The sequence below is a fragment of the Massilia frigida genome (genome assembly GCF_011682175.1).
GTDB lineage: Bacteria > Pseudomonadota > Gammaproteobacteria > Burkholderiales > Burkholderiaceae_D > Telluria_A > Telluria_A frigida.
Genome location: NZ_WHJG01000038.1, coordinates 25,385 through 46,560 on the forward strand (window position 1 = coordinate 25,385; position 21,176 = coordinate 46,560).

Consider the following 21,176-nt stretch of genomic DNA (forward strand, 5'->3'; position numbering starts at 1 on the left):
AATGGCTGCTACCCCAATCAAGCGCGGCGTCGTCCTGGTGGCGGACGACGATCCGGTCATGCGCCTGCTGATGCTCGAAATGCTCGGCCAGGTCGGCCTGGACGCGATCGAAGCGGAGGACGGGCTGCAGGCCGTCGTCCTGTACCAGAGCATGGCGCCGGACCTGATCCTGCTCGATGTCGACATGCCCAACATGGACGGTTTTTCGGCCTGCCGCGAAATCCGCCGCATCGAGACCGGGGCGCCGGTACCGATCATCATGGTCACCGGCGGCGACGACATCGAAGCGGTCACCAACGCCTACGAGGCCGGCGCCACCGACTTCGTGTCGAAACCGATCAACTGGCCGATCCTCGGCCACCGCGTGCTGTACGTGCTGCGCGCCAGCGACGCCATCGTGCGGCTGCGCATCGCCGACGCCCACAACCGCGCGGTGCTGGCCGCCATCCCCGACACCTTTTTCCGGCTCGGCAAGGACGGCGTCTACCTCGATTACGAACAGGGCCACGACGCCTCGGCCGCCATTCCCGCCGAACTGTGCGTGGGCAAGCACATCACCGAAGTGCTCCCGCGCGACATCGCCGAGCGCCTGCTCGAACAGATGCACTGCGTGCTCGATACCCAGCACGTGCGCTCGGTCGAATATGAACTGGCCAGTTTCGGCATGGTGCAGCATTTCGAGGCGCGCCTGGTGGCCACCGGTCCCGACGAAGTGCTTGGACTGGTGCGCGACATCAGCGAGCGGCGCCGCACCGAGGAACAGATCCGCCGCCTGGCCTATTGCGACAGCCTGACCGGCATCCCGAACCGCCAGGCGTTTCTCGAAACGCTGGAACGCGAACTGCACCGCTCCAAGGTCGGCAAGAAAAAGTTCGCGGTGCTGTTCATGGACCTGGACGCCTTCAAGCGCATCAACGACACCCTGGGCCACAACGTGGGCGACCATCTGCTCAAGATCGTCTCGGAGCGCCTGCGCGAAACCATCCGCCCGAGCGACCTGGTCTCGCGCGGGGACCAGTCGCACAACCTGGCGCGCCTGGGCGGCGACGAATTCACGATCCTCATTCCCGACCTGGAGCGGGTCGAGAATGCGCTCAATGTGGCGCACCGGGTCAAGGAAGCGATGCGCCGTCCCTTCCTGATCGAGGGGCATGAGATTTTTGTCACGGCCAGCATCGGCATTTCGCTGTTCCCGGAAGACGGCGACGATTGCGACTCGCTGCTCAAGTTCGCCGACACCGCCATGTATCACGCCAAGAACTGCGGCAAGAACAACGCCAAGTTATACAGTTCCTCGCTGACCATGCAGATCATGAGCCACGTCAAGCTCGAAGTGGGCTTGCGCAAGGCGCTCAGGAACGAAGAACTGTATTTGCTGTACCAGCCGCAGATCGACGTGTGCTCGTCCGACATCGTCGGCGTCGAAGCGCTGGTGCGCTGGCGTCATCCGGAACGCGGCATCATCTCGCCGACCGAGTTCATTCCGCTGGCCGAGGAAACGGGGCTGATCGTGCCGATCGGCGAGTGGGTCTTGCGCACCGCCTGCAACCAGGCCAAGGCCTGGCAAAAGGTGACCGGGCGCGCGATCCGCATGGCGGTCAATCTGTCGGCCAAGCAGTTCAAGGATGAAAACCTGACCCAGATCGTGCTCTCGGCGCTGCACGATTCGGGGCTCGATCCCAAGATGCTTGAGCTGGAACTGACCGAAGGGACGCTGATGGACGACGCCAAGGCGACCATGGCGACCCTGGAGCAGTTGCGCGGGATCGGCGTGTATCTGTCGATCGACGACTTCGGGACCGGGTACTCGTCGATGAATTATCTGAAGCGCTTTGACGTGCGCGCGCTCAAGATCGACAAGAGCTTCATTTGCGGGCTGCCGCAGGATTCGGAAAACGCCGCCATCACGCGCGCCATCATCGCCATGGCGCATGGATTGAAAATGGTGGTGGTGGCCGAAGGCGTGGAGACCGATGAACAGCTGGTGCTGCTGGAGGAGTACGGGTGCGACCTGGTGCAGGGGTTCTATCTGGGGCACCCGTCGCCGCATGAATCGATCACGCTGATGCTCAATAAAGCTGGGGCGATGGCGCTGGCGATGAAATAGCATCACGGCTTCCCGGAACCCACAGTCTTCTATCCGTCGCCCCCGCCGAGTGCCGCCTTGGCGCGGGGGCGACGGGTCATTTGAACGTCAGCGTATGCCGCGCCACCCCCGGCAGCAACGGCGTCGATTTCCCGCTCACCCAATCGGCGTGGCCGTCCATGAAAAACGGCGACAGCGGATGCCCGCTCTGCCCACCCGGCATGTTGAACACGCCCTGCTCTTCCTTCCCGGGCGACACCGTCATCCGCTCCGACTGTCCGAAGTTTTTGCCCGCCACGCGCGGCATGTTGGCGTCGCCAGGGAGCATATCGGCCGGTGCGCTCAGCCAGCGTGCCATGAATGGCGCCGCCAAGGCAATCGGATGCGCAATCGCCGCCGTATTGCGTTGACCCCATGTAGCCGCCGCCAACGGCGTGCCGTCGGCCGCCAGTTCCGCGATCACCCTGTCGATCGCTTCTAGCTGCACCGACTGCCAGTTCGCGTGCCCCGGCGGCAGCCAGGCCAGCGGCTGCTCGTCGAGCAGGCGCGTGACCACTTCCGGCCAGCGCGATGTCGCCAGCGCCATGTTCGACTTGGGATGCAGCGCGGCCAGCTCGCCATCGACGCCCTCCAACAGCACGCTCCCCACCGACCACATGAAGTGGCGCGCCAGCCGGTAGCCGACCGAGTCGACGCTGGCGCGTCCGCTCCAGCTCTTGTTCAACAGCGCCAGGAACTGCGCGCGCTGCGGCTTGCCTTGCAGCGCCGCCGCATCGAGCACCTTGATCGCGCGCTCGCGCCACGGAGCGATGAACAGCGCGCGGTCGTCCAGCGCCACGCCGTACACGCCCGCCAGGTCGGTCTTCGGTCCGAGTGCGGCCAGTCCGTCGCGTATCTGGCGGTTGCGCGCGCCGATATCGAAGCCGCCGTCGCCGAGGATCAGCGCGTGCGCGCCGTTCAACTGGCGGCTATTGGCGGTGGACAGCTGGCCACCGGGCGGATTGACCACGCGCGGATAATCGGCCGGCGCCAGCGCACCGTCGAAACTGGCCTGCCCGCCATCGACCGCCAGCGGAAAGGTGGCGCCGCTGCCCGGCTGCGTGCGGCGCGGCAGCGGGCCGGAGATGGTCCAGCCAATATTGCCCTTGTCGTCGCCGCCGACGAAATTCTGCGACGGGATGCCGATGGTGGCTGCGATCGCCAGGGCTTCATCGAGCGTGTCGACCGTCTCCAGCCGGATCGGATCGAGATTGAGCGAGGCCGGCGCGTGCGCCAGCCAGTGGATGGCATACGGCCTCCCGCCGCTCTCGCGCACGGGACCGAGCGAGGTGTCGAGCACCGTCATCTTCTCGGCTGGCGCGCCCTTCACCAAAATGGTTTCGACCACGCCGACCGGCTTCTCCCAGCCCGCCGGAGTGCGCAACTGGTCCGGGTGCTGCGGGTCCTGGCCCAGCATCACCAGGTCCAGCAAATCGGCGTAGCTGTTGGTGTAGCCCCAGGCGACATGGCCGTTGCTGCCGGCGATGATGACCGGCGGTGCGCCCGGCAAGGTGACGCCGACGATGCGGCGCGGCGCGCCCTTGGCGTCGGGGTATTGAATCGCCAGGCGGTACCAGATGTTGGGCAGTGACAGGCCGAGATGCATGTCGTCGGCGATGATCGCCACGCCATCCTTGCTGCGGCTGCCGGCCAGCGCCCAGTTGTTGCTGCCGACCGAGTCGATGAAGTCGGCCGCGGCGCTCTTGTGGGCGCCGGCTTGACGCGGCTTGCCCCACCATGCCGGCGGCAGCGGCGGCACCGGCACCGGCGTGAACGCGACACCGTCGGCGTCGAGCGGGGCATCCCACTTGCTGGCCTCGGGCAGCAGGAAGGCCAGCTGCGCGGGGTCGCTGTGGTCGCGGATCCAGCCGCGGGTCAGTTCGCGCGGTTCGACCGTGCCTTGCAGGTCGAAGTACATCGCGCACACCACCAGCAGCGAGTCTTCGACGCTCCAGGGACGCGGTTTGACGCCGAGCAGGGCGTATTCGAATGGGTTGGCGCCAAGCGCCCCCAGGCCGGCGTTGACGCCGGCGACATAGCGGTCGAGCAGCTGGCGGTCGGCGGGAGCGAGCAGCTTGAGCGACGCGGCCACGCGCGCGCGGAAGCGGTGCAGGCGGTTGGCACGGTCGCGCGGCAAGGCGCGTGCGCCGAACAGTTCGGCCAGTTCGCCGGCGCCCGTGCGGCGCAGCAAATCCATCTGGAAGAAGCGTTCCTGCGCATGCACGAAGCCAGTCGCGTAGGCCACGTCGGCGCGGCGCTCGCCGCTGATCAGCGGCACGCCGCGCTCGTCGCGCGCCACCGTGACCGGGGCCGACAGGCCGGGCGCCCGCATCTCGCCATCGAGCCGGGCCAGGCTGGCGCGCAGGTACAGCCACATGGCCAGCGCAGCGAGCACCAGCAGAACAAGCAGGCCGAGCAGCAGCCGTAAGGACCAGACTTTGATTCCACGCGTACGCATAACATTCCCCGGGGTTGATTTCGCAAGGCATCTTGCCAGAAAAATCAGGCTGCGCGCAAACATTGTTGACGCCAACCACGGCGCGAGACTGGAACATGTGCGAGGTTCCCCTTGACCGTTTGACATGGATCACGCCCCCTATCCAGCAGCCCTCTTAAGCTATGTCAAGGAGATACACGACCATGCGCAAAGTCGGTGTGCGAAAGGAGATAGTGATGCGTAAGCTCATGACGGTGTGGATAGTCACGCTGTTGCTCGCAGGCTGTGCCACGCCGCAGCAACGGGCCGCTGCGGCGCAGGCGGAGATGGAGCGGATGATGACCGTGTACGGTCCGGCTTGTTCCAGGCTCGGTTATCCGTCCAGCTCGGATTCGTGGCGCAATTGCGTACTGCAACTCAGCGCGCGCGACGATCTGCAGCGCTATGGTTATCCGCATTATTACGGCGGTATGGGCCGGTCGCACTGGTCGCTGGGCGGCTATTGGGGGCCGTACTGGTAGCGCCTGCCGCCGATTGGCGGGCAAAGCCGCTCTTGGTCAGCGCCACGCGCGATTGCAGCAAGTGTTCGATGAGTTGCTGCGCGTGGCGCACCAGCGCGGGGTGGCGGGCGTCGCGCGGATGCAGGGCCAGGCGTACCAGTGGCGAAGCGTGCATCAGCCGGGCGAGTGTCCAGGCGAGCCGTGGGGAAACGATGCGCCCGGCGCGGTTGCGCGCCGCGTACACCAGGGATGGCGATAGCAAGGCGGAGGACGATGGCGGCGGTGGCGATTCGGAGAACGCGGGTTCCCGCCGACTGCCGCCCTGGCGCGGGCACGACGGATGCAAGAGAGGGGCAGGAACCGGCGGAGTCACGGACGGCTCCGACATCGATGGATTCATGGACTGTCCCGGAGTTGATGGATTCAAGGACTCTTCCGGCATCGATGGATTCATGGACTGCGCTGGAATCGATGAATCCAAGGGTATCCGCATCAGAACGTGAAAGTGACTCCACGTAGTCGTGTAGAGAAACGGGTAGCTGCGCACCGCCTCCCAGGCACCGTCACTGAGCAGCCACGCGGGCGCGACAAACCCGCTGGCTGGCCAGCCCCGCTCATCGAACCATGCCAGCCCCAGTTCGATGCGGCGCCTTGCTTCGTGCGCGTCGAGCGCGGCGAATTCGCCCTCCCCTTCGGTGTACACGCCGCGCAGGAACCGGCTGCGCCAGCCAGCGTCCGGTGCGGCCGTATCCAGATGCGCGTACCCGTGCAGCGCGATCTCGTGACCATCGGCCAGCAGGCTGTCGAGCGCCGCCTCGCAGGCCGGCGAGCGCCCCTCGCCGCCATGCCAGCGCGGCACCGCCAGCCAGGTGACGGGAATATCGGCCACCGCGCGCACGGCCTGCAGCAGGCGCAGGCAGTCGGGCCAGGTGGCCGGCGCGACGTCGTGGATGACGACGCACAGCGCCGCCGGCTCATTCGGTGGCGCAGACACGCTCCGCCTCCAGGTCGGCCCGCGCGCCCGACGCCAGCAAGCCCGCGTAACGGTTCATCAGCTGCGGCATGATGCGGTTCCAGTCGTAAAAATCGTGCGCCTTGCGCGACGCCGCACGCGACATCGACGCCAGGTCCTTGCCGAAGATCGCGTCGATGCCTTGCGCCAGGCTGTCGACGCTGTTGGGCCGCACCACGATGCCCGTGCTGTCATCGATCAGTTCGGCCACGCTGCCGCCACGCGTGCCCACCACGGGCAAGCCGCACGCCATCGCTTCGGGCACGATCAGGCCGAAGGTTTCGCAATCGCCGGGATGGACCAGCACATCGCAGCTGGCCAGCAGGCCGGCCAGCACGCGCTGGTCGCGCTGGAAGGCGATCACGCTGGTGCGGGCGCAATGCGGCAGTGCACCGCCGCCGCCGATCAGCAGCAAGTGATACGGCGGCCCCAGCTTGCGCACGGCGTCGGCCAGCACCGCCAGCTTTTTCTCGGCGGTGAAACGGCCGGCGTAGACCAGCAGCCGCGTTTCCGGCGCCAGTCCGAGGCGCTCGCGCAGCGACCCGCTGCGGCGCTGCGGGCAAAACGTGTGGATGTCGATCCCAAGCGGCTGGTGCACCACGTCGCGCACGCCGATGGCGGCCAGCTGGTGCATCATCAGCCGGCTCGGCGCGAACACCAGGTCGAACTGGCGGTACAGGTGGGCCAGGTAGGCGCAGGCGGCGCGCCGCGCGGCCTGGCCGAAGCGTTCGTGCACCAGGCGCGCCAGATCGGAATGGTAGAAGGCGACCGCCGGCACGCCCAGCTCGCGCCGCACGCGCAGCGCCGCCCATGCGCCGTGGCCGGCGTCGCCGGCTTCGATCAGGTCGGGCTGCAAACCGCGCATGATGCGCGCCGGCGCGCCAATCGAGAGCGGCATGCGAAAGCCGTGCACGCCGGGAAAGGGGATGGCGGGAACGCGCCGCAATGCCGGCGTGCCGGCGCGGCTGTCGACGTTGGTACTGAGGATGGTGTGGCGCACGCGGCTGCGCTGCGCGAGCCAGGCCGCCTTGGCGTTGAGGTAGGTGCTCACGCCACCGCCTTGCGCGGCATAAAACATGGTGATGTCGACGAGGTGCATGCTGGTGGACTCGGTTGGGAGAGCACACCATAGCAGCCGCTAGCCGATGGCGTTTGAGCGCACGCAAACGCGCGCCGCGCGGCGCCAGGGCGGACACCGCTAGCTGCGAGCCCGGCCGGCCCGCGACCGGGATGCGCCTACAGCACCTTGGCCAGTCTCAGGGCGGCAATCGCCTCGGCGTCATAGCCGAGGCTGGCAAGGATGTCGTCGGTGTGTTCACCCAAGGTCGGGCCGAGCCAGCGGGTCTGGCCTGGCGTGGCCGACAACTTGGGCGTGATGGCGGGCAGCTTGACCGGCGTGCCGTCGCTGAAGTGGTGCTGCTCGAACATCTCGCGCGCGAGGAATTGCGGGTCGCTCATCATGTCGCGCACCGAATAAATTTTGCCGGCCGGGACATCGGCCGCCTGCAAGGTCGCCAGCGCGCTGTCGATGCTCTGCGTGGCGCACCAGGCTTGAATCGCCTCGTCGATCTCGGCGCTGCGCGGCACGCGGCCATCGTTGCGCGCCAGTTGCGGGTCGCCCGCCATGTCGATGCGGCCCATGGCCAGCATCAGGCGCTTGAAAATGGCGTCGCCATTGCCGGCGATGACGATGTTCTCGCCATCGCCGGTGGTGTAGGTATTCGACGGCACGATGCCCGGCAGCGCGCCTCCGGTACGCTCGCGCACCACGCCGGCGTGGTCGAACTCGGGCACCAGCGACTCCATCAGGTTGAACACGGCTTCGTACAGCGCCACGTCGACCATCTGCCCTTCGCCGTCCGCGCGCCCGCCGCTGGCGTCGCGGTGGCGTAGCGCCATCATGGCGCCGATCACGCCGTGCAGCGCGGCCACCGAGTCGCCGATCGACACGCCCACCCGCACCGGTGGGCGGTCCGGATGGCCGGACACGTAGCGCAGCCCGCCCATCGACTCGCCGATGGCGCCGAAGCCCGGCTGGTCTTTCATCGGGCCGGTCTGGCCGAAGCCGGACAGGCGCACCATGATCGCGGCCGGGTTCAGGGCCTTGATCTGTTCATAGCCAATGCCCCATTTTTCGAGCACGCCGGGGCGGTAGTTTTCGATGATGATGTCCGCTTCCAGCGCCAGCTGCCTGGCGATGGCGCGGCCGCGTTCATCCTTCATGTTGAGGGTGATGCTTTTCTTGTTGCGCGACTGGACCGACCACCACAGCGAGGTGCCGTCCTTGAGGATGCGCCACTGACGGATCGGATCGCCGCCATCGGGCGCTTCGACCTTGATCACGTCGGCGCCGAATTCGGCCAGCATGCGCGCGCAGAACGGACCGGCGATCAGGGTGCCCAGTTCGAGCACCTTGATGCCGGCCAGCGCGCCGGGCTTGAATGGCGGCGCCGTCATCAGGTGCTGCGCCGGTCGAGCATCGCGCGCGCGATGGTGCCCGGGTCGACGTATTCGAGTTCGCCGCCGACCGGCACGCCACGCGCCAGGCGGCTCACTTTCAAGCCGCGCGCCTTGAGCATTTCGCTGATGTAGTGCGCAGTGGCCTCGCCTTCGTTGGTGAAATTGGTTGCCAGGACCACCTCGCCGACCACGCCGTCGGCGGCGCGCACCAGCAGTTTGTCGAGGTGGATGTCCTTGGGGCCGATGCCGTCGAGCGGCGACAGGCGGCCCATGAGGATGAAGTACAGGCCCTTGTAGGTCAGGGTCTGTTCGATCATCATCTGGTCGGCCGGGGTTTCGACGACACACAGCAAGGTGGTGTCGCGCTGGTCGTCGAGGCACAGGTCGCACACTTCGGTTTCGGCGAAGGTGTTACACAGGGCGCAGTGGTGAACCGCGTCGACCGCCTGGTACAGCGCGCGCGAGAGCATCGCGGCGCCCTCGCGGTCGTGCTGCAGCAGGTGGAAGGCCATGCGTTGCGCCGACTTCGGGCCGACGCCGGGCAAACGGCGCAGCGCTTCGGTCAGGAAGTCGAGCGATTTGGACATTTAGAACGGCATCTTGAAGCCGGGCGGCAGCTGCATGCCGGCCGAGAGGCCACTCATTTTTTCGGTGGACGTCGCTTCGGCCTTGCGCACGGCGTCGTTGAAGGCGGCGGCGACCAGGTCTTCCAGCATGTCCTTGTCGTCGGCCAGCAGCGACGGGTCGATCGAGACGCGCTTGACGTCGTTCTTGCAGGTCATGACGATCTTCACGAGGCCGGCGCCGGACTGGCCTTCGACTTCGACGCTGGCCAACTGTTCCTGCGCCTTCTTCATGTTGTCCTGCATGGCTTGCGCCTGTTTCATCAAGCCTGCGAGCTGGTTCTTCATCATGGTGGTTCTCCGGGATTCAAAAAATAGTCAATAAGGGGGTGTTGGTTCAGGCGGACGCGCTTGGAGCGGGACGCACCGAGCCGGGCACGATGAACGCGCCAAGGTCGCGCATCACGTCTTTCACGAACGGGTCGTTGGCCACGGTTTCCTCGGCCACGCGCTGGCATTCTTCGCGGTACGCGATCGCCTCGGCGCTGGCCGTGTACCACACCTGGCCGATGTCGATCTCCAGGTGGATCTTGGTCGTGGCGAAGCGTTCCTGCAGGGCTGCGCACAGTTTTTCGGTATTGCCGCTGGCGCGCAGGGTGTCGATCGGCACGCGCAGGCTGAAGGTGGTGACGTTACCGTCCACCACGCACGACACCAGTTCGGTTTGCAGCGCCAGTTGCTGCGACACGCCGCGCAGCGCCAGGCCGGCCGCGAGGCCGGGCCAGTTGCCGTCCCACTCGATCTCGGGCACCGGGGTGATGACGTAAGCGGGGCGCGCACGCGCGGGTGCGCGCATGGCGGCAGCCGGTGGCGCTTCCTGGGCGACGGCGGTGTCGTCGGAAAATTCGGTGACCCACGATGGCGGCTCGTCATCCTGCGTTTCGGGATAGTGCGCTTCCGGCATCGGTGGCGGCGCCGGCGGCGGGGCGGCAGCCTGGGGCTGGTCCTGCTCCCACGGCGGCGGCGCCTTCGATGCGGCCGGCGCCGCCGGCGCGGGTTCCGGCTCCGCTGGCGGTGGCGCCGCAGCGGCGGCGGCGTTGGCGGCGGCCTGGTTCGACATCGCGGTCGGACGGCGCGGCGACGAGGTCTGGCCACGGCTGGCCGAACGCGCCGCTTCCAGCGCGGCGTTGATGGCGGCACGCGCCGAGTTCATGGCCGGCACGTTGGCGGCCGGCGCCGCAGCCTGCACGGGCGGCGCTGGCGGTGGCGGCATGCGTGGCGCCGGTGGCGGCGCACTGGCCACGGCGTGGCTGGCGACGGCCGCCGAGGCGGCGCGTGCCGGCGCGGCGGCGGCAGCAGCGGCGGCACGCGCCGGCGTAGCCGAACGGGCCGCGCCGGAAGCTGCCGGCGGCGCACCCTCGGCGCCGCCGTTACCGGGGCGGAAAGCGAGCATGCGCAACAGCGTCATGGTGAAGCCGGCGTATTCGTCGGGCGCGAGGCCGATCTCGTTGCGGCCGTGAACGGCGATCTGGTAATACAGCTGCACTTCCTGGGCGTCGAAGGCCGCCGCCAGGCGCAGGATGTCGGCCAGTTCGGGCAAGTCTTCGGGTACGGCAGACGGCACGCTTTGCGCCAGCGCGATCCGGTGCAGCAAGGTGCCCAGGTCTTGCAGCGCCCCGTTGTACGACAGGCTGCGGCTGGCCATTTCGTCGGCCACCGCCATCAGGTCGGCGCCGTCTTGTGCCAGCAGGGCGTCGAGCAGGCGTACCAGGTAAGTCTGGTCGAGCGCGCCGAGCATGCCCTGCACCGCGTCGAGCGTGACTTCGCCGGCCGCGTAGGCGATGGCCTGGTCGGTCAGCGAGAGCGCGTCGCGCATCGAGCCGTGCGCGCCCTGGGCCAGCAGGCGCAGGGCCGGCTGCTCGAAGCTGATGCCTTCCTGGCCGAGGATGTTATCGAGGTGGCTGATGATATGCCCCGGCGGCATCTGCTTGAGATTGAATTGCAGGCAGCGCGACAGCACGGTGACGGGAATTTTTTGCGGATCGGTGGTCGCCAGGATGAACTTGACGTGCTCGGGCGGCTCTTCCAGCGTCTTCAACATGGAGTTGAAGGCGTGGTTGGTCAGCATGTGCACCTCGTCGATCATGTAGACCTTGAAGCGCGCGTTCGAGGGGGCGTACACGGCCTGCTCCAGCAGTTGCGCCATTTCGTCGACGCCACGGTTGGACGCGGCGTCCATCTCTATATAGTCGACGAAGCGGCCGGCATCGATGGCGGTGCAGGCATCGCACACGCCGCACGGGTCGGCAGTGATGCCGCCGTTGCCGTCAGGGCCGATGCAATTGAGCGATTTGGCCAGGATGCGCGACAGGGTCGTCTTGCCGACACCGCGGGTGCCGGTGAACAGATAGGCGTGGTGCAGGCGGCCGGTTTGCAGGGCGTGCGTCAGCGCGCGCACCACGTGCTCCTGGCCGACGAGCGTGTCGAAATTCTTGGGACGGTATTTGCGGGCGAGGACTTGATAGGACATGCTGAATTTTACCGTAGATAGCGAACGCGGCGGGGATTCCCGCTCCCCGAAAAGGCCATTGTAGCAAGAGCGCGCGCGAATGCGAAAGCACCGCTTGTGCGGACGGGCTGCGACTGTGCTGGGGGAAGGTAGGACGGAGACTGGACAACAGGGAGATCGAAAGAGGCGAGCCTGATCTGCGGCACTTATGGTTAACGGCCGTGGCTGCTTCGTTCCCGACCTGACCAGGTTAGCCATGCCACAATGCGCAGGGGCCCGCCAGCGACAATTATAACCGACCGGGAGAATTTGTGGGGAACAGCTTGCAGGCTCATCCCGGCAGTTCGAGCACCTGCATGCTTTGCCGCAGCGATGCCGTCATAGGCGCAAGCGGGTCGGTCGGCGTGAGGACGATTTCGAAGCCAAAGTCGACCACCACATGATGTTCCACCTTGCGACAACCGTTGACCGCGGCCGCGTAGCATCCCTGCGGTACATCGATGCGCTGCCAGCCCTCTTCCGGATACCACTCCAGGAACACAGCCAGGTCCGCAATGATGAGGCGGCCCGTCACCCGCAGCGGAAACGACGCGTTCCTCACGATGATCAGTTGGTCAGGAACGGCGGACGCGTCCACGTCCATGCGCACCAGTACCCGGTAGGAACTGTCGTTGATGCCAATAATTGGCATCACGATGCCCTGCTCCACCACCTTGTCGCCATCGCCGGTGGCCGTGAAGCGCCGGTACAGATTGTCGCCCTCGGCGATGCTGCCGACGTGGGCTTGCAAGCCCTTGTCGTCGAACACCACGATGCCGCCAAAGTCGACGACCGCCTCGAACTGCCGCATGCTCGTGGCTCCACGGTCCTATTGTTGTTATCCGCAGCCGGCCGGGTCGAGCTGGCCGGCGACCGCGGCGCCAGGGGAACAGTGCTGTTTTCTCCTAAATACCCAGCTCCTGCCAGATCGAATCGACGCGCGCCTTCACCTCCGGCGTCATGCTGATCGTCGTACCCCACTCGCGATTGGTCTCGCCCGGCCATTTATTGGTGGCGTCGATGCCCATCTTGCTGCCCAGCCCACTGACCGGCGAGGCAAAGTCGAGGTAATCGATCGGGGTGTTGTCGACCAGCAGCGTGTCGCGCATCGGATCGACCCGCGTCGTGATCGCCCAGATCACCTCTTTCCAGTCGCGGATGTTGACGTCCTCGTCCACCACCACGATGAACTTGGTATACATGAACTGGCGCAGGAAGCTCCACACGCCGAACATCACGCGCTTGGCGTGGCCGGCGTACTGCTTTTTCATCTGCACCACGGCCATGCGGTAGCTGCAGCCTTCGGGCGGCAGATAAAAGTCGGTGATCTCGCTGAACTGCTTCTGCAATAGCGGAATGAACACTTCATTGAGCGCCACCCCAAGCACGGCCGGCTCGTCGGGCGGCTTGCCTGTATACGTGGAGTGGTAAACGGGATCGCGCCGCATGGTGATGCGGTCGATGGTAAACACCGGAAAACTGTCCTGCTCATTATAGTAACCAGTATGGTCGCCAAACGGCCCTTCCAGCGCGTGCTCGTAGCCAGTCGGATGGTTCGGATCGGCGTAAATATGCCCTTCCAGCACGATCTCGGCCGAGGCCGGCACGCGCAGTTCGCTGCCGATCGCCTTGGTCAGCACCGTGCGGCTGCCGCGCAGCAGGCCGGCGAACTGGTATTCGGACAGGCTGTCCGGCACCGGCGTGACCGCGCCGAGAATGGTGGCCGGGTCGGCGCCCAGCGCCACCGCCACCGGATACGGCTGGCCCTTGGTGGCGATGCCATGTTCGCGGAAGTCGAGCGCGCCGCCGCGGTGCGCCAGCCAGCGCATGATGACCTTGTTCGGCCCGATCACCTGCTGGCGGTAGATGCCCAGGTTCTGGCGCTTCTTGTTCGGGCCCTTGGTGATCACCAGGCCCCAGGTGATCAGGGGCGCGATGTCGCCCGGCCAGCAATGCTGGATCGGCAGGCGCGCCAGGTCGACGTCGGCGCCTTCCCAGACGATATCGTGGCAGGCGGCGCCGCGCACTTCCTTGGGCGACATGTCCCACACAGCCTTGACCAGGGAACCGAGCCCCATCAAGTCCTTGAAGCCCTTGGGCGGTTCCGGTTCCTTGAGGCGGGCCAGGACATGGCCGATCTTGCGCAGCTCGCTCACATCGTCGGCGCCCATGCCGAGCGCCACGCGGCGCGGCGTACCGAACAGGTTGCCGAGGACCGGAATCGTGTGGCCGGTCGGTTTTTCAAACAAAATGGCCGGTCCGGCAGCCCGCAAAGCGCGGTCGCACACCTCCGTCATCTCCAAATAAGGTGAAACCGGCATCGAAATGCGCTTTAATTCGCCCATTTCTTGCATTTTCGACATGAAATCGCGCAAGTCTACGTAATTCATCTGTTTTAAATTCTTTTTTTCATGTAAGCATGGTTGTTCAATTAGCCATGCCAAGTGGTTGATTTCATAGGACTTTGCTGCGATGCAGCACAAAAAGCTAGATCTAAAAGTAATATAGAACGTTTGTGTTAGTATTGACTTAGTATATACCCGCTTCTACAATTCGCCCTACTTGATGAGCGGGCACTGTCCACGGACACGATTCTAGCCTGTCTCATAACTTCACGGGGTCGGGGCCCCAATGACATTTTAAGGAGTGTTTTCAATAGGCGTCTGCCTTCTCCCCCGAAAAAGTTGTTTAGCTACTGGTCCAATACCACAGGGAACGACCAGCTGAAGCGAGCAATGACGGCGTTAATCGCGCGCCCACGCGGCGGCGATAGACGATATTTCTGATGCACGGCATGAGTCTGCCCGCTGCGCTAACGCGCGGTGCCGGGATGGCTTTTTCCGCGACAAAGGGGAATTCGATGATACATCGTTTCAACGGGGCGACAGCAAAGCTCGCCCAAACCATGGCCAGCCAGCCATTCACGTGGTCTTCCGTGAGTAAAACGGCGCGTGGTCTCTTGACTACAATGCAACACACACTGACGTTTTTCGGTGTTTCCGCACTGGCCATGATGGCCTTGCTCTATCTGCGCCCGGAACTGGCGCACGAAGCGTCGCAATTGCTGGCAGCGCCCAACAAGCCGGCGCCCGCCATCACGCGCGCACCGCTGCAGGCACCCGCCCTGTCGGCCCTGATGACGGCGCCCGCGCCGGCACCAGCGCCCGCCGTGCTGGCGCCCGACGAGCCGCCGATCCTGGCGCTCGACGAAAAGGCGGCCAAAGCGAACCGCAAGCAACAGGAGTTCGTCACCACCTGGCTGTCCAAGCGCTACCGCGTGGCTGGCGATGCTGCCAATATGCTGGTGTCGACCGCCTATTCGACGGCGCGCGAAATCAAGCTCGATCCGCTGCTGATCCTCGCGGTAATGGCGATCGAATCGGGCCTCAATCCCTTTGCCGAGAGCCCGGTGGGCGCGCAAGGCTTGATGCAGGTGATGTCGAAGATTCACCATGAGAAGTTCCAGGACATGGGCGGCACCAAGGCTGCGCTCAATCCCGTGGCGAATATCCGCGTCGGCTCGCTGATCCTCAAGGAATACGTGAAACGCGGCGGTTCGGTGGAAGCCGGCCTGAAGACCTACGTGGGCGCCGCCGCCTTTGAAACCGACCAGGGTTATGGCTCGCGCGTGATGAACGAGTATCAGAAGCTCAAGCTGGTTGCCAGCGGCAAGAAAGTGCCGACCTTTACCTCGCCGGTGGCACCGAAGCCGGTGATGGCCGAAAAAGCGTCGCAGGAACAGATCGCCGGTTTGTGATCGACTGACCATATATAGAGAGCGATGTAAAAAAGCCCGCTGCAAGCAGCGGGCTTTTTTATGTCCGGGTGGCGCGACGCCGTGCTGGCCACCCCGGCCGGAATTGCTGGCCGCGCACGGGCAAGCGCGCGGTACGGCCGAACTGGGGGAGCACAGCATCTTGCTGTACCGATTGCCATGTACCAGCCGATGGGGACGCAAAAAAGCCCGATACCAGGATCGGGCTTTTTTGCGTGCGCTTGCCGCTGAAGGCGAAACGGCGCCGTCCAGCCGGGCTGCTGCCGGTTCCCGCCTGAGCGGGAGGCCGCTTGCGCCAATGGCGGGGAGCGGCGATCAGCGGCGCGTGTCGCCCGCGACTTCGTCGGCGCGCAGTTTCGGCGCCAGCTTGTCGAGCACGCCATTCACATACTTGTGCCCGTCGATACCGCCGAACGACTTGGTCAGCTCGACCGCCTCGTTGATGACAACGCGATAAGGAATATCCAGGTTGTTCTTCAGCTCGAACGCGCCGATCAGCAGCACCGCGTGCTCGATCGGGGACAGCTCGGCCACGCCACGGTCGATCAGGGGCGCAAACGCTTCGCGCAGGGCCACCGAATCCTTGATCGCGCCGTACAGCAAGACCGCAAAATGGTCGGCGTCGGCTTTTTCAAAGCCGTGCGCCGCCCGGATATTGGTCACGACCGTGGTGGCGTCTTCATTGTTCAGCAGCCATTGATACAAGCCCTGCAAGGCGAACTCGCGCGCCCGGTGACGCGGCGTGCGGTTCTTGCTGGGGTTGGCGTGCAAGGTTTTCTCTGTCATGGTGTTCTTACCTTCTTATTACCGTTTGTTCTTAACTACGTGTTCTGGGAGGGACAATTCAATCTTCGTCGGCTTGCAGCTCTTCGAGCGCGATCAGCAGATTGGCCATCTCGACGGCGCAGCGCGCCGCTTCGGCACCCTTTTCCGCCATGCGCGCTTCGGCCTGCTCGTCATTTTCGGTGGTCAGCACGGCGTTGGCGATGGCGATGCCGAAGTCGAGGCCGACGCGGGTGATTCCGGCGCCCGATTCGTTCGAGACCAGCTCGAAGTGATACGTTTCGCCGCGAATGACCGCGCCGAGCGCGACCAGGGCGTCGAACTGCTGGGTTTCAGCCATCTTTTGCAACGCCAGCGGAATTTCCAGCGCGCCCGGCACGGTCACGTGCAGCACGTCTTCGTCGCTCACGCCCAGGTGTTTCAGTTCAGCCAGGCAAGCCGACAGCAAGCCATGGCCCACATCGGCGTTAAAACGCGCCTGGACGATGCCAACCCGCAGGCCTGCACCGGTCAGATTGCTTTCATAAGTTCCTACGGTCATGGCAGACCCCTTTTATATGTGTGATTGAATGAGAGTGTACCGCTTCAGGCGGCCGCTTTGGCGGACGGCTCGCCGTTCGGCTCGCCGTTCGGCTGGCCGTCCGGCCGGGCGCGATAGCCGGTCACTTCCAGGTCGAAACCGGTCATGGATGGCATTTTGCGCGGACTGGCCAGCAATTCCATCTTGCCGACACCCAGGTCCTTGAGGATCTGGGCGCCGATGCCGTAGGTGCGCAAGTCCATGCTGGCGGCGCGCCCGGTTGGCTTGGCGCCGGCGTCGAGCGCCGCGAACTGGGCGAACAGCTGTTCGGCCGTCTCGCCGCAGTTGAGCAGCACCATGACGCCACGGTCGGCTTGCTTGATCGCCTGCATCGACGACGCCATGGTCCACGAGTGGGTGGTCGCTTCGCTGTCGAGCAGGTCGAGGATGGAGACCGGCTGGTGCACGCGCACCAGCGCGTCCAGGTTCGGGGCCAGGTCGCCATGCACCATGGCCAGGTGGGCCGAGCCGCTCGGCTTGTCGCGGAAGGCGATCAGGCGGAATTGGCCATACGCGGTCTGCATGGTGCGCTCGGCGATGCGTTCGACCAGGCACTCGTTCTGGCCGCGGTAGTGGATCAGGTCGGCAATGGTGCCGATTTTCAGCTTGTGTTCCTTGGCGAACTCCAGCAGGTCGGGCAGGCGCGCCATGGTGCCGTCATCCTTGAGGATTTCGCAGATCACCGAGGCCGGGGTCAGGCCGGCCATCTCGGTCAGGTCGCAGCCGGCTTCGGTGTGGCCGGCGCGCATCAGTACGCCGCCGCGCTGGGCCTTGAGCGGGAAAATGTGGCCCGGCTGGACGATATCGGCCGGGCTGGCGTGCTTGGCCACCGCCACCTGGATGGTCTTGGCGCGGTCGGCCGCCGAAATGCCGGTGGTCACGCCTTCGGCCGCTTCGATCGAGACCGTGAAGTTGGTGCCGTAAAAAGTACCGTTGCTCGACGTCATCATCGACAGGTTGAGCTGCTTGCAGCGCTCTTCGGTCAGGGTCAGGCAGACCAGGCCGCGCGCATGCTTGACCATGAAATTGATGGCCTCGGGCGTCACGAAATCAGCCGCCAGCACCAGGTCCCCCTCATTCTCGCGGTCTTCTTCATCGACCAGGATGACCATGCGTCCTGCGCGCAATTCTTCAACGATTTCGGGGGTACTGGAGATAGACATGAAAGATCCTCTGGGGCGACAGGCTGCTGGAGCGTAATCCGCTATTTTAAAGGATTTACCCGACTTAAACCGCCCTAAGCTTGGGAAGATTCCGAACAGGCGCGGCGGCGCAAGCCGGGCATGCTCCGATTTGTTGCTGCAAGACAACAATATGGCGTGAATGATAAGCAAATGTCACGTTTTACCGCGTATTGCGAAACAAATCCGCAGAGTGCGCGCCGACCTGCATTATCATCACAGCAGGCCTCGTCTTCCGTGCTTTTGCATGCCGGAGCGATGCCCGGAGCCCTCGATGCCAGCACCTGTTCACTCTCATCCCGCCCCATCCCGGCACCCGGAGCCAGGCGCATGTCCACGATCCTGATCGTCGACGACCGGCCGTCGAACCGGCGCTACCTGAGCGCCCTGCTCGGCCACACCGGCCACCGCCTGCTCGAAGCCTACGACGGCGCGCACGCGCTGGCCCAGGTGCGCGCCGAGCGGCCCGACCTGATCATCACCGATATCCTGATGCCGGCCATGGACGGCTACGAATTCGTGCAGCAGCTGCGCGCCGACCCGGAACTGGCCGCCACCCGCGTGATTTTTTATTCGGCCATCTACGCCGTGAGCGAAACGACCGCGCTGGCGCGCAGCTGCGGCGTGACGCGGGTACTGGCCAAGCCGGCCGACCCGGAAGACATCCTGGCGGCGGTACACGGTGAACTGGGACTGGCCGCCGGCGCCGGCGTGCGGCAAGCGGCCGCGCCGCCCGATGACGGCGCGCCAGGCCTGGCCGAGGACATGGGCAGCAGCCTCGACGACGCGCTGGTGTCGGCGCGCCAGGCGCTGGGCGCCGTCTTGCAGCGCCATGGCGCCACCGATGCGGCCCTGGGCGCCGACCTGGGCGCCCTGCTGGGGGAGCGCATGAGCGGCTTGCGCAGCCTGGCCGCGCGTCTCGGCGCCATGGAAGACATGAGCTTGCGCCTGACGGGCGAGCGCAATGCGGACGCCATGATCGGCGTGTTCCTGCAAGCGGCGGCCACCATCCTCGATTGCGCCTGCGTGGCCGTGTGCCTGCTCGACAGCGGCGAACAGCGGGTGCGCCACCTGGCCGCGCGCGGGGTCGACAGCGCGCGGCTGGCCGGGCGCGCGCTCGATCCGCGCCAGTTGCCCGGCGCCCTGCTGTACCAGCACCTGGCGCTGCGCCTGCAGGACGGCGCGGCGCTGCCCGATGGCCATCCGGCGGTGGACGGCTTCCTGGGCCTGGCGATCCGCGACCGCAACCACCTGTACGGCTGGATGTACTGCGCCCGCGCGCGCGGAGCGGCCCCGTTCAGCCACGAAGATGAACGCATCGGCGTGACCCTCGGCGCCCAGCTGGCGGTGGCCTACGAAAATCTCGGCCTGTACGAAGTGGTGCAGCGCCACGCCGCCCAGCTGCAGCTGGAAGCGGCCGCGCGCGTGCAGGCCGACCGCGCCCTGCGCGACAGCGAACAGCGTTTGCGCCTGTCGGCCCGCATTTTGGAGAGCACGCAAGAGAGCATCATGATGACCGATGCGCAGGCCTGCATCATCGCGGTCAATCCGGCGTTCGAGCACATTACCGGCTACAGCGAAGCCGAAGTAATAGGGCGCAATCCGAGCCTGCTGCAATCGGGCCGCCACGACAGCGCCTTTTACCGCGCCATCTGGGCCAGCTTGAGCGCCAGCGGCCAGTGGCGCGGCGAAATCACCAACCGCCGCAAGAATGGCCAGGTGTACCCGGAGCGGATCAGCATCAATGCCGTGCGCGGGGCCGGCGGCGTGGTCGACGCGTATGTGTCGGTATCGAGCGACATCAGCGCGCTCAAGGCTGCGCACCACCAGGTCGACTTCCTGAGCAACCACGATCCCTTGACCCTGCTGCCGAACCGCGCGGTGCTGGTCGAGCGCATGCAGCAGGCGATCGCCTCGGCGCGCCACGGCGACCGCCAGATCGCCCTGCTGCTGTTTAATATCGACCGCCTGCAACGCATCAACGACAGCCTGGGACACGAAGCCGGCGACGCCCTGCTGCGCGAAGTGGCACGCCGCGCCGGCATGCTGGCCGGTCCCGCCGACGCGCTGGCGCACCTGGGCAGCGACGAATTCGTGCTGCTGCTGACCGAATGCCTGGACTCGGACGCCATCATCGTGGCGGTACGGCGCCTGATCGACGAGATCGCGCTGCCGTTCCAGGCCGACGGCCATGAACTGATCGTCACCACCAGCGTGGGCATCAGCATCTACCCGCGCGACGGCGCCAACCCGAGCGAGCTGCTGAAAGCGGCCGACGTGGCGCTGTCGCACATGAAGGATGCGGGACGCAACGGCTTTCGCTTCTTCAAGGGCGAGATGAACGCCCACGCGCTGCGCTGGATGGCGCTGGAAACGCACCTGCGGCGCGCCATCGAACGCAAGGAACTGTCGCTGCACTACCAGCCGCAGGTGGCGCTGGGCAGCGGCCGCATGTGCAGCATGGAAGCGCTGCTGCGCTGGAACAGCCCGGAACTGGGCCAGGTCGGGCCGGGCGACTTCATTGCGCTGGCCGAGGACACGGGCCTGATCCTGCCGATCGGGAACTGGGTGATCCGCGAAGCCTGCATGCAGAACAGGGCCTGGCAGGACGCCGGCCTGCCCCCGCTCAAGGTGGCGGTCAACGTCTCGGCGCACCAGTTCACCGCCGGCACGGTGCCGTCCGTGGTGCGCGAGGCGCTGCGCGAGAGCGGCCTGGCGCCGCAGTACCTGGAAATCGAACTGACCGAAAGCGTCATGATGCGCGACAGCGAAGCGGCCGAAATCCAGCTGGCCGAGCTGACCGGCATGGGCGTGTCGATTTCGCTCGATGACTTCGGCACCGGCTATTCCTCGCTCGGCTACCTGTCGCGCTTCATGCTCGACAAGCTGAAGATCGACCAGAGTTTTGTCCGCAATATCATCAGCGACCCGCGCAGCGCCGCCATCGCCCAGGCCACCATCGCGCTGGCGCACGGCCTGTCGCTGACCGTGGTGGCCGAAGGCGTGGAGACAGTCGAGCAGCTGGCGTTCTTGCAGCGCATCGGCTGCGACCAGGTCCAGGGCTACCTGTTCAGCCGTCCGCTGGCCGCCAACGCGATGGCGACGCTGATGGCGTCGGACGCGCGCCTGACGCTACCCGCGTCGCTACCCGGGTCGCTACCCGGGTCGGTAGCCGACGCGCCAAAGGAGTAGAATCCGCGCTCTACCAGAAA

General features: G+C 65.7%; 15 protein-coding genes and 1 other RNA gene. 3 read left to right on the forward strand and 13 right to left on the reverse strand.

Translation table 11 applies throughout. The features are described 5' to 3' along the window. The first annotated feature begins 1 nt into the window (after position 1). Positions 2-2,107, forward strand: a complete 2,106-nt coding sequence (locus tag F2P44_RS26915; protein WP_167091367.1) for a putative bifunctional diguanylate cyclase/phosphodiesterase — start codon at positions 2-4, stop codon at positions 2,105-2,107. Between the two features lie 76 nt (positions 2,108-2,183). Here the strand turns inward: F2P44_RS26915 and F2P44_RS26920 are convergent, their stop codons facing one another. From F2P44_RS26920 to ubiD, 10 genes are all read right to left on the reverse strand, one after another. Next, complete coding sequence (locus tag F2P44_RS26920) at positions 2,184-4,583, reverse strand: penicillin acylase family protein (RefSeq protein WP_167091370.1); 2,400 nt, start codon at positions 4,581-4,583, stop codon at positions 2,184-2,186. A gap of 396 nt (positions 4,584-4,979) precedes the next feature. Then, positions 4,980-6,056, reverse strand: coding sequence for a DUF2334 domain-containing protein (locus F2P44_RS35860; RefSeq protein ID WP_370662752.1), 1,077 nt, complete (start codon positions 6,054-6,056; stop codon positions 4,980-4,982). Then, complete coding sequence (locus tag F2P44_RS26930; protein WP_167091373.1) at positions 6,037-7,173, reverse strand: glycosyltransferase; 1,137 nt, start codon at positions 7,171-7,173, stop codon at positions 6,037-6,039. Before F2P44_RS26930 ends, F2P44_RS35860 begins: the two co-directional genes overlap by 20 nt. Positions 7,174-7,310: 137 nt before the next feature. Next, positions 7,311-8,531 (reverse strand): CaiB/BaiF CoA transferase family protein, encoded by a 1,221-nt coding sequence (locus tag F2P44_RS26935; RefSeq protein WP_187363440.1) that lies wholly within the window; start codon positions 8,529-8,531, stop codon positions 7,311-7,313. Continuing rightward, positions 8,531-9,121, reverse strand: a complete 591-nt coding sequence (recR, locus tag F2P44_RS26940) for a recombination mediator RecR (RefSeq protein WP_167091376.1) — start codon at positions 9,119-9,121, stop codon at positions 8,531-8,533. The genes F2P44_RS26935 and recR overlap by 1 nt, the downstream gene beginning before the upstream one ends. Continuing rightward, entirely contained in the window at positions 9,122-9,448 is a 327-nt protein-coding gene (locus tag F2P44_RS26945) for a YbaB/EbfC family nucleoid-associated protein (protein WP_167091379.1), read from the reverse strand. Between the two features lie 46 nt (positions 9,449-9,494). Beyond that, positions 9,495-11,627 carry a DNA polymerase III subunit gamma/tau gene (locus tag F2P44_RS26950; RefSeq protein ID WP_167091382.1) on the reverse strand — a complete coding sequence of 711 codons (2,133 nt, stop codon included), beginning with the start codon at positions 11,625-11,627 and terminating at the stop codon, positions 9,495-9,497. Between the two features lie 161 nt (positions 11,628-11,788). Next, positions 11,789-11,887: signal recognition particle sRNA small type (gene ffs, locus F2P44_RS26955), an RNA gene on the reverse strand. A 50-nt stretch (positions 11,888-11,937) separates the two neighbouring features. After that, positions 11,938-12,456, reverse strand: coding sequence for a hypothetical protein (locus F2P44_RS26960; protein WP_167091385.1), 519 nt, complete (start codon positions 12,454-12,456; stop codon positions 11,938-11,940). 94 nt (positions 12,457-12,550) lie between these two features. Next, on the reverse strand, positions 12,551-14,035 hold the full coding sequence (gene ubiD, locus F2P44_RS26965) for a 4-hydroxy-3-polyprenylbenzoate decarboxylase (RefSeq protein ID WP_167091388.1): 1,485 nt from the start codon (positions 14,033-14,035) through the stop codon (positions 12,551-12,553). A gap of 569 nt (positions 14,036-14,604) precedes the next feature. Between ubiD and F2P44_RS26970 the strand changes: the two genes are divergently transcribed. Beyond that, positions 14,605-15,402 carry a transglycosylase SLT domain-containing protein gene (locus F2P44_RS26970; protein WP_370662753.1) on the forward strand — a complete coding sequence of 266 codons (798 nt, stop codon included), beginning with the start codon at positions 14,605-14,607 and terminating at the stop codon, positions 15,400-15,402. 333 nt (positions 15,403-15,735) lie between these two features. On the opposite strand, the gene nusB is transcribed toward F2P44_RS26970, so the two are convergent. The 3 genes from nusB to ribBA are packed head-to-tail and all read right to left on the reverse strand — an operon-like array spanning position 15,736 to position 17,946. After that, positions 15,736-16,206 (reverse strand): transcription antitermination factor NusB, encoded by a 471-nt coding sequence (gene nusB / locus F2P44_RS26975; RefSeq protein ID WP_054263535.1) that lies wholly within the window; start codon positions 16,204-16,206, stop codon positions 15,736-15,738. Positions 16,207-16,264: 58 nt separating this feature from the next. Next, on the reverse strand, positions 16,265-16,744 hold the full coding sequence (gene ribH, locus F2P44_RS26980) for a 6,7-dimethyl-8-ribityllumazine synthase (RefSeq protein ID WP_054263536.1): 480 nt from the start codon (positions 16,742-16,744) through the stop codon (positions 16,265-16,267). A 44-nt stretch (positions 16,745-16,788) separates the two neighbouring features. After that, the gene (ribBA, locus tag F2P44_RS26985) at positions 16,789-17,946 is read right to left on the reverse strand and encodes a bifunctional 3,4-dihydroxy-2-butanone-4-phosphate synthase/GTP cyclohydrolase II (protein ID WP_167091394.1); all 1,158 of its coding nucleotides are present in this window, start codon (positions 17,944-17,946) and stop codon (positions 16,789-16,791) included. Positions 17,947-18,294: 348 nt separating this feature from the next. Here ribBA and F2P44_RS26995 point away from each other — a divergent pair, with 348 nt between their 5' ends. Then, positions 18,295-21,156: a two-component system response regulator gene (locus F2P44_RS26995; protein WP_229423777.1), complete on the forward strand. Its 2,862-nt coding sequence runs from the start codon at positions 18,295-18,297 to the stop codon at positions 21,154-21,156. Positions 21,157-21,176: the final 20 nt, after the last annotated feature.

Coding starts and splice junctions, on each gene's coding strand:
- F2P44_RS26915 (WP_167091367.1), top strand. CDS start 2: ATGGCTGCTACCCCAATCAAGCGCGGCGTCGTCCTGGTGGCGGACGAC.
- F2P44_RS26995 (WP_229423777.1), top strand. CDS start 18,295: ATGTCCACGATCCTGATCGTCGACGACCGGCCGTCGAACCGGCGCTAC.
- F2P44_RS26945 (WP_167091379.1), bottom strand. CDS start 9,448: ATGATGAAGAACCAGCTCGCAGGCTTGATGAAACAGGCGCAAGCCATG.
- recR (WP_167091376.1), bottom strand. CDS start 9,121: ATGTCCAAATCGCTCGACTTCCTGACCGAAGCGCTGCGCCGTTTGCCC.
- ribBA (WP_167091394.1), bottom strand. CDS start 17,946: ATGTCTATCTCCAGTACCCCCGAAATCGTTGAAGAATTGCGCGCAGGA.
- F2P44_RS26920 (WP_167091370.1), bottom strand. CDS start 4,583: ATGCGTACGCGTGGAATCAAAGTCTGGTCCTTACGGCTGCTGCTCGGC.
- F2P44_RS26935 (WP_187363440.1), bottom strand. CDS start 8,531: ATGACGGCGCCGCCATTCAAGCCCGGCGCGCTGGCCGGCATCAAGGTG.
- F2P44_RS26950 (WP_167091382.1), bottom strand. CDS start 11,627: ATGTCCTATCAAGTCCTCGCCCGCAAATACCGTCCCAAGAATTTCGAC.
- ribH (WP_054263536.1), bottom strand. CDS start 16,744: ATGACCGTAGGAACTTATGAAAGCAATCTGACCGGTGCAGGCCTGCGG.
- nusB (WP_054263535.1), bottom strand. CDS start 16,206: ATGACAGAGAAAACCTTGCACGCCAACCCCAGCAAGAACCGCACGCCG.
- F2P44_RS26960 (WP_167091385.1), bottom strand. CDS start 12,456: ATGCGGCAGTTCGAGGCGGTCGTCGACTTTGGCGGCATCGTGGTGTTC.
- ubiD (WP_167091388.1), bottom strand. CDS start 14,035: ATGAATTACGTAGACTTGCGCGATTTCATGTCGAAAATGCAAGAAATG.
- F2P44_RS26930 (WP_167091373.1), bottom strand. CDS start 7,173: ATGCACCTCGTCGACATCACCATGTTTTATGCCGCGCAAGGCGGTGGC.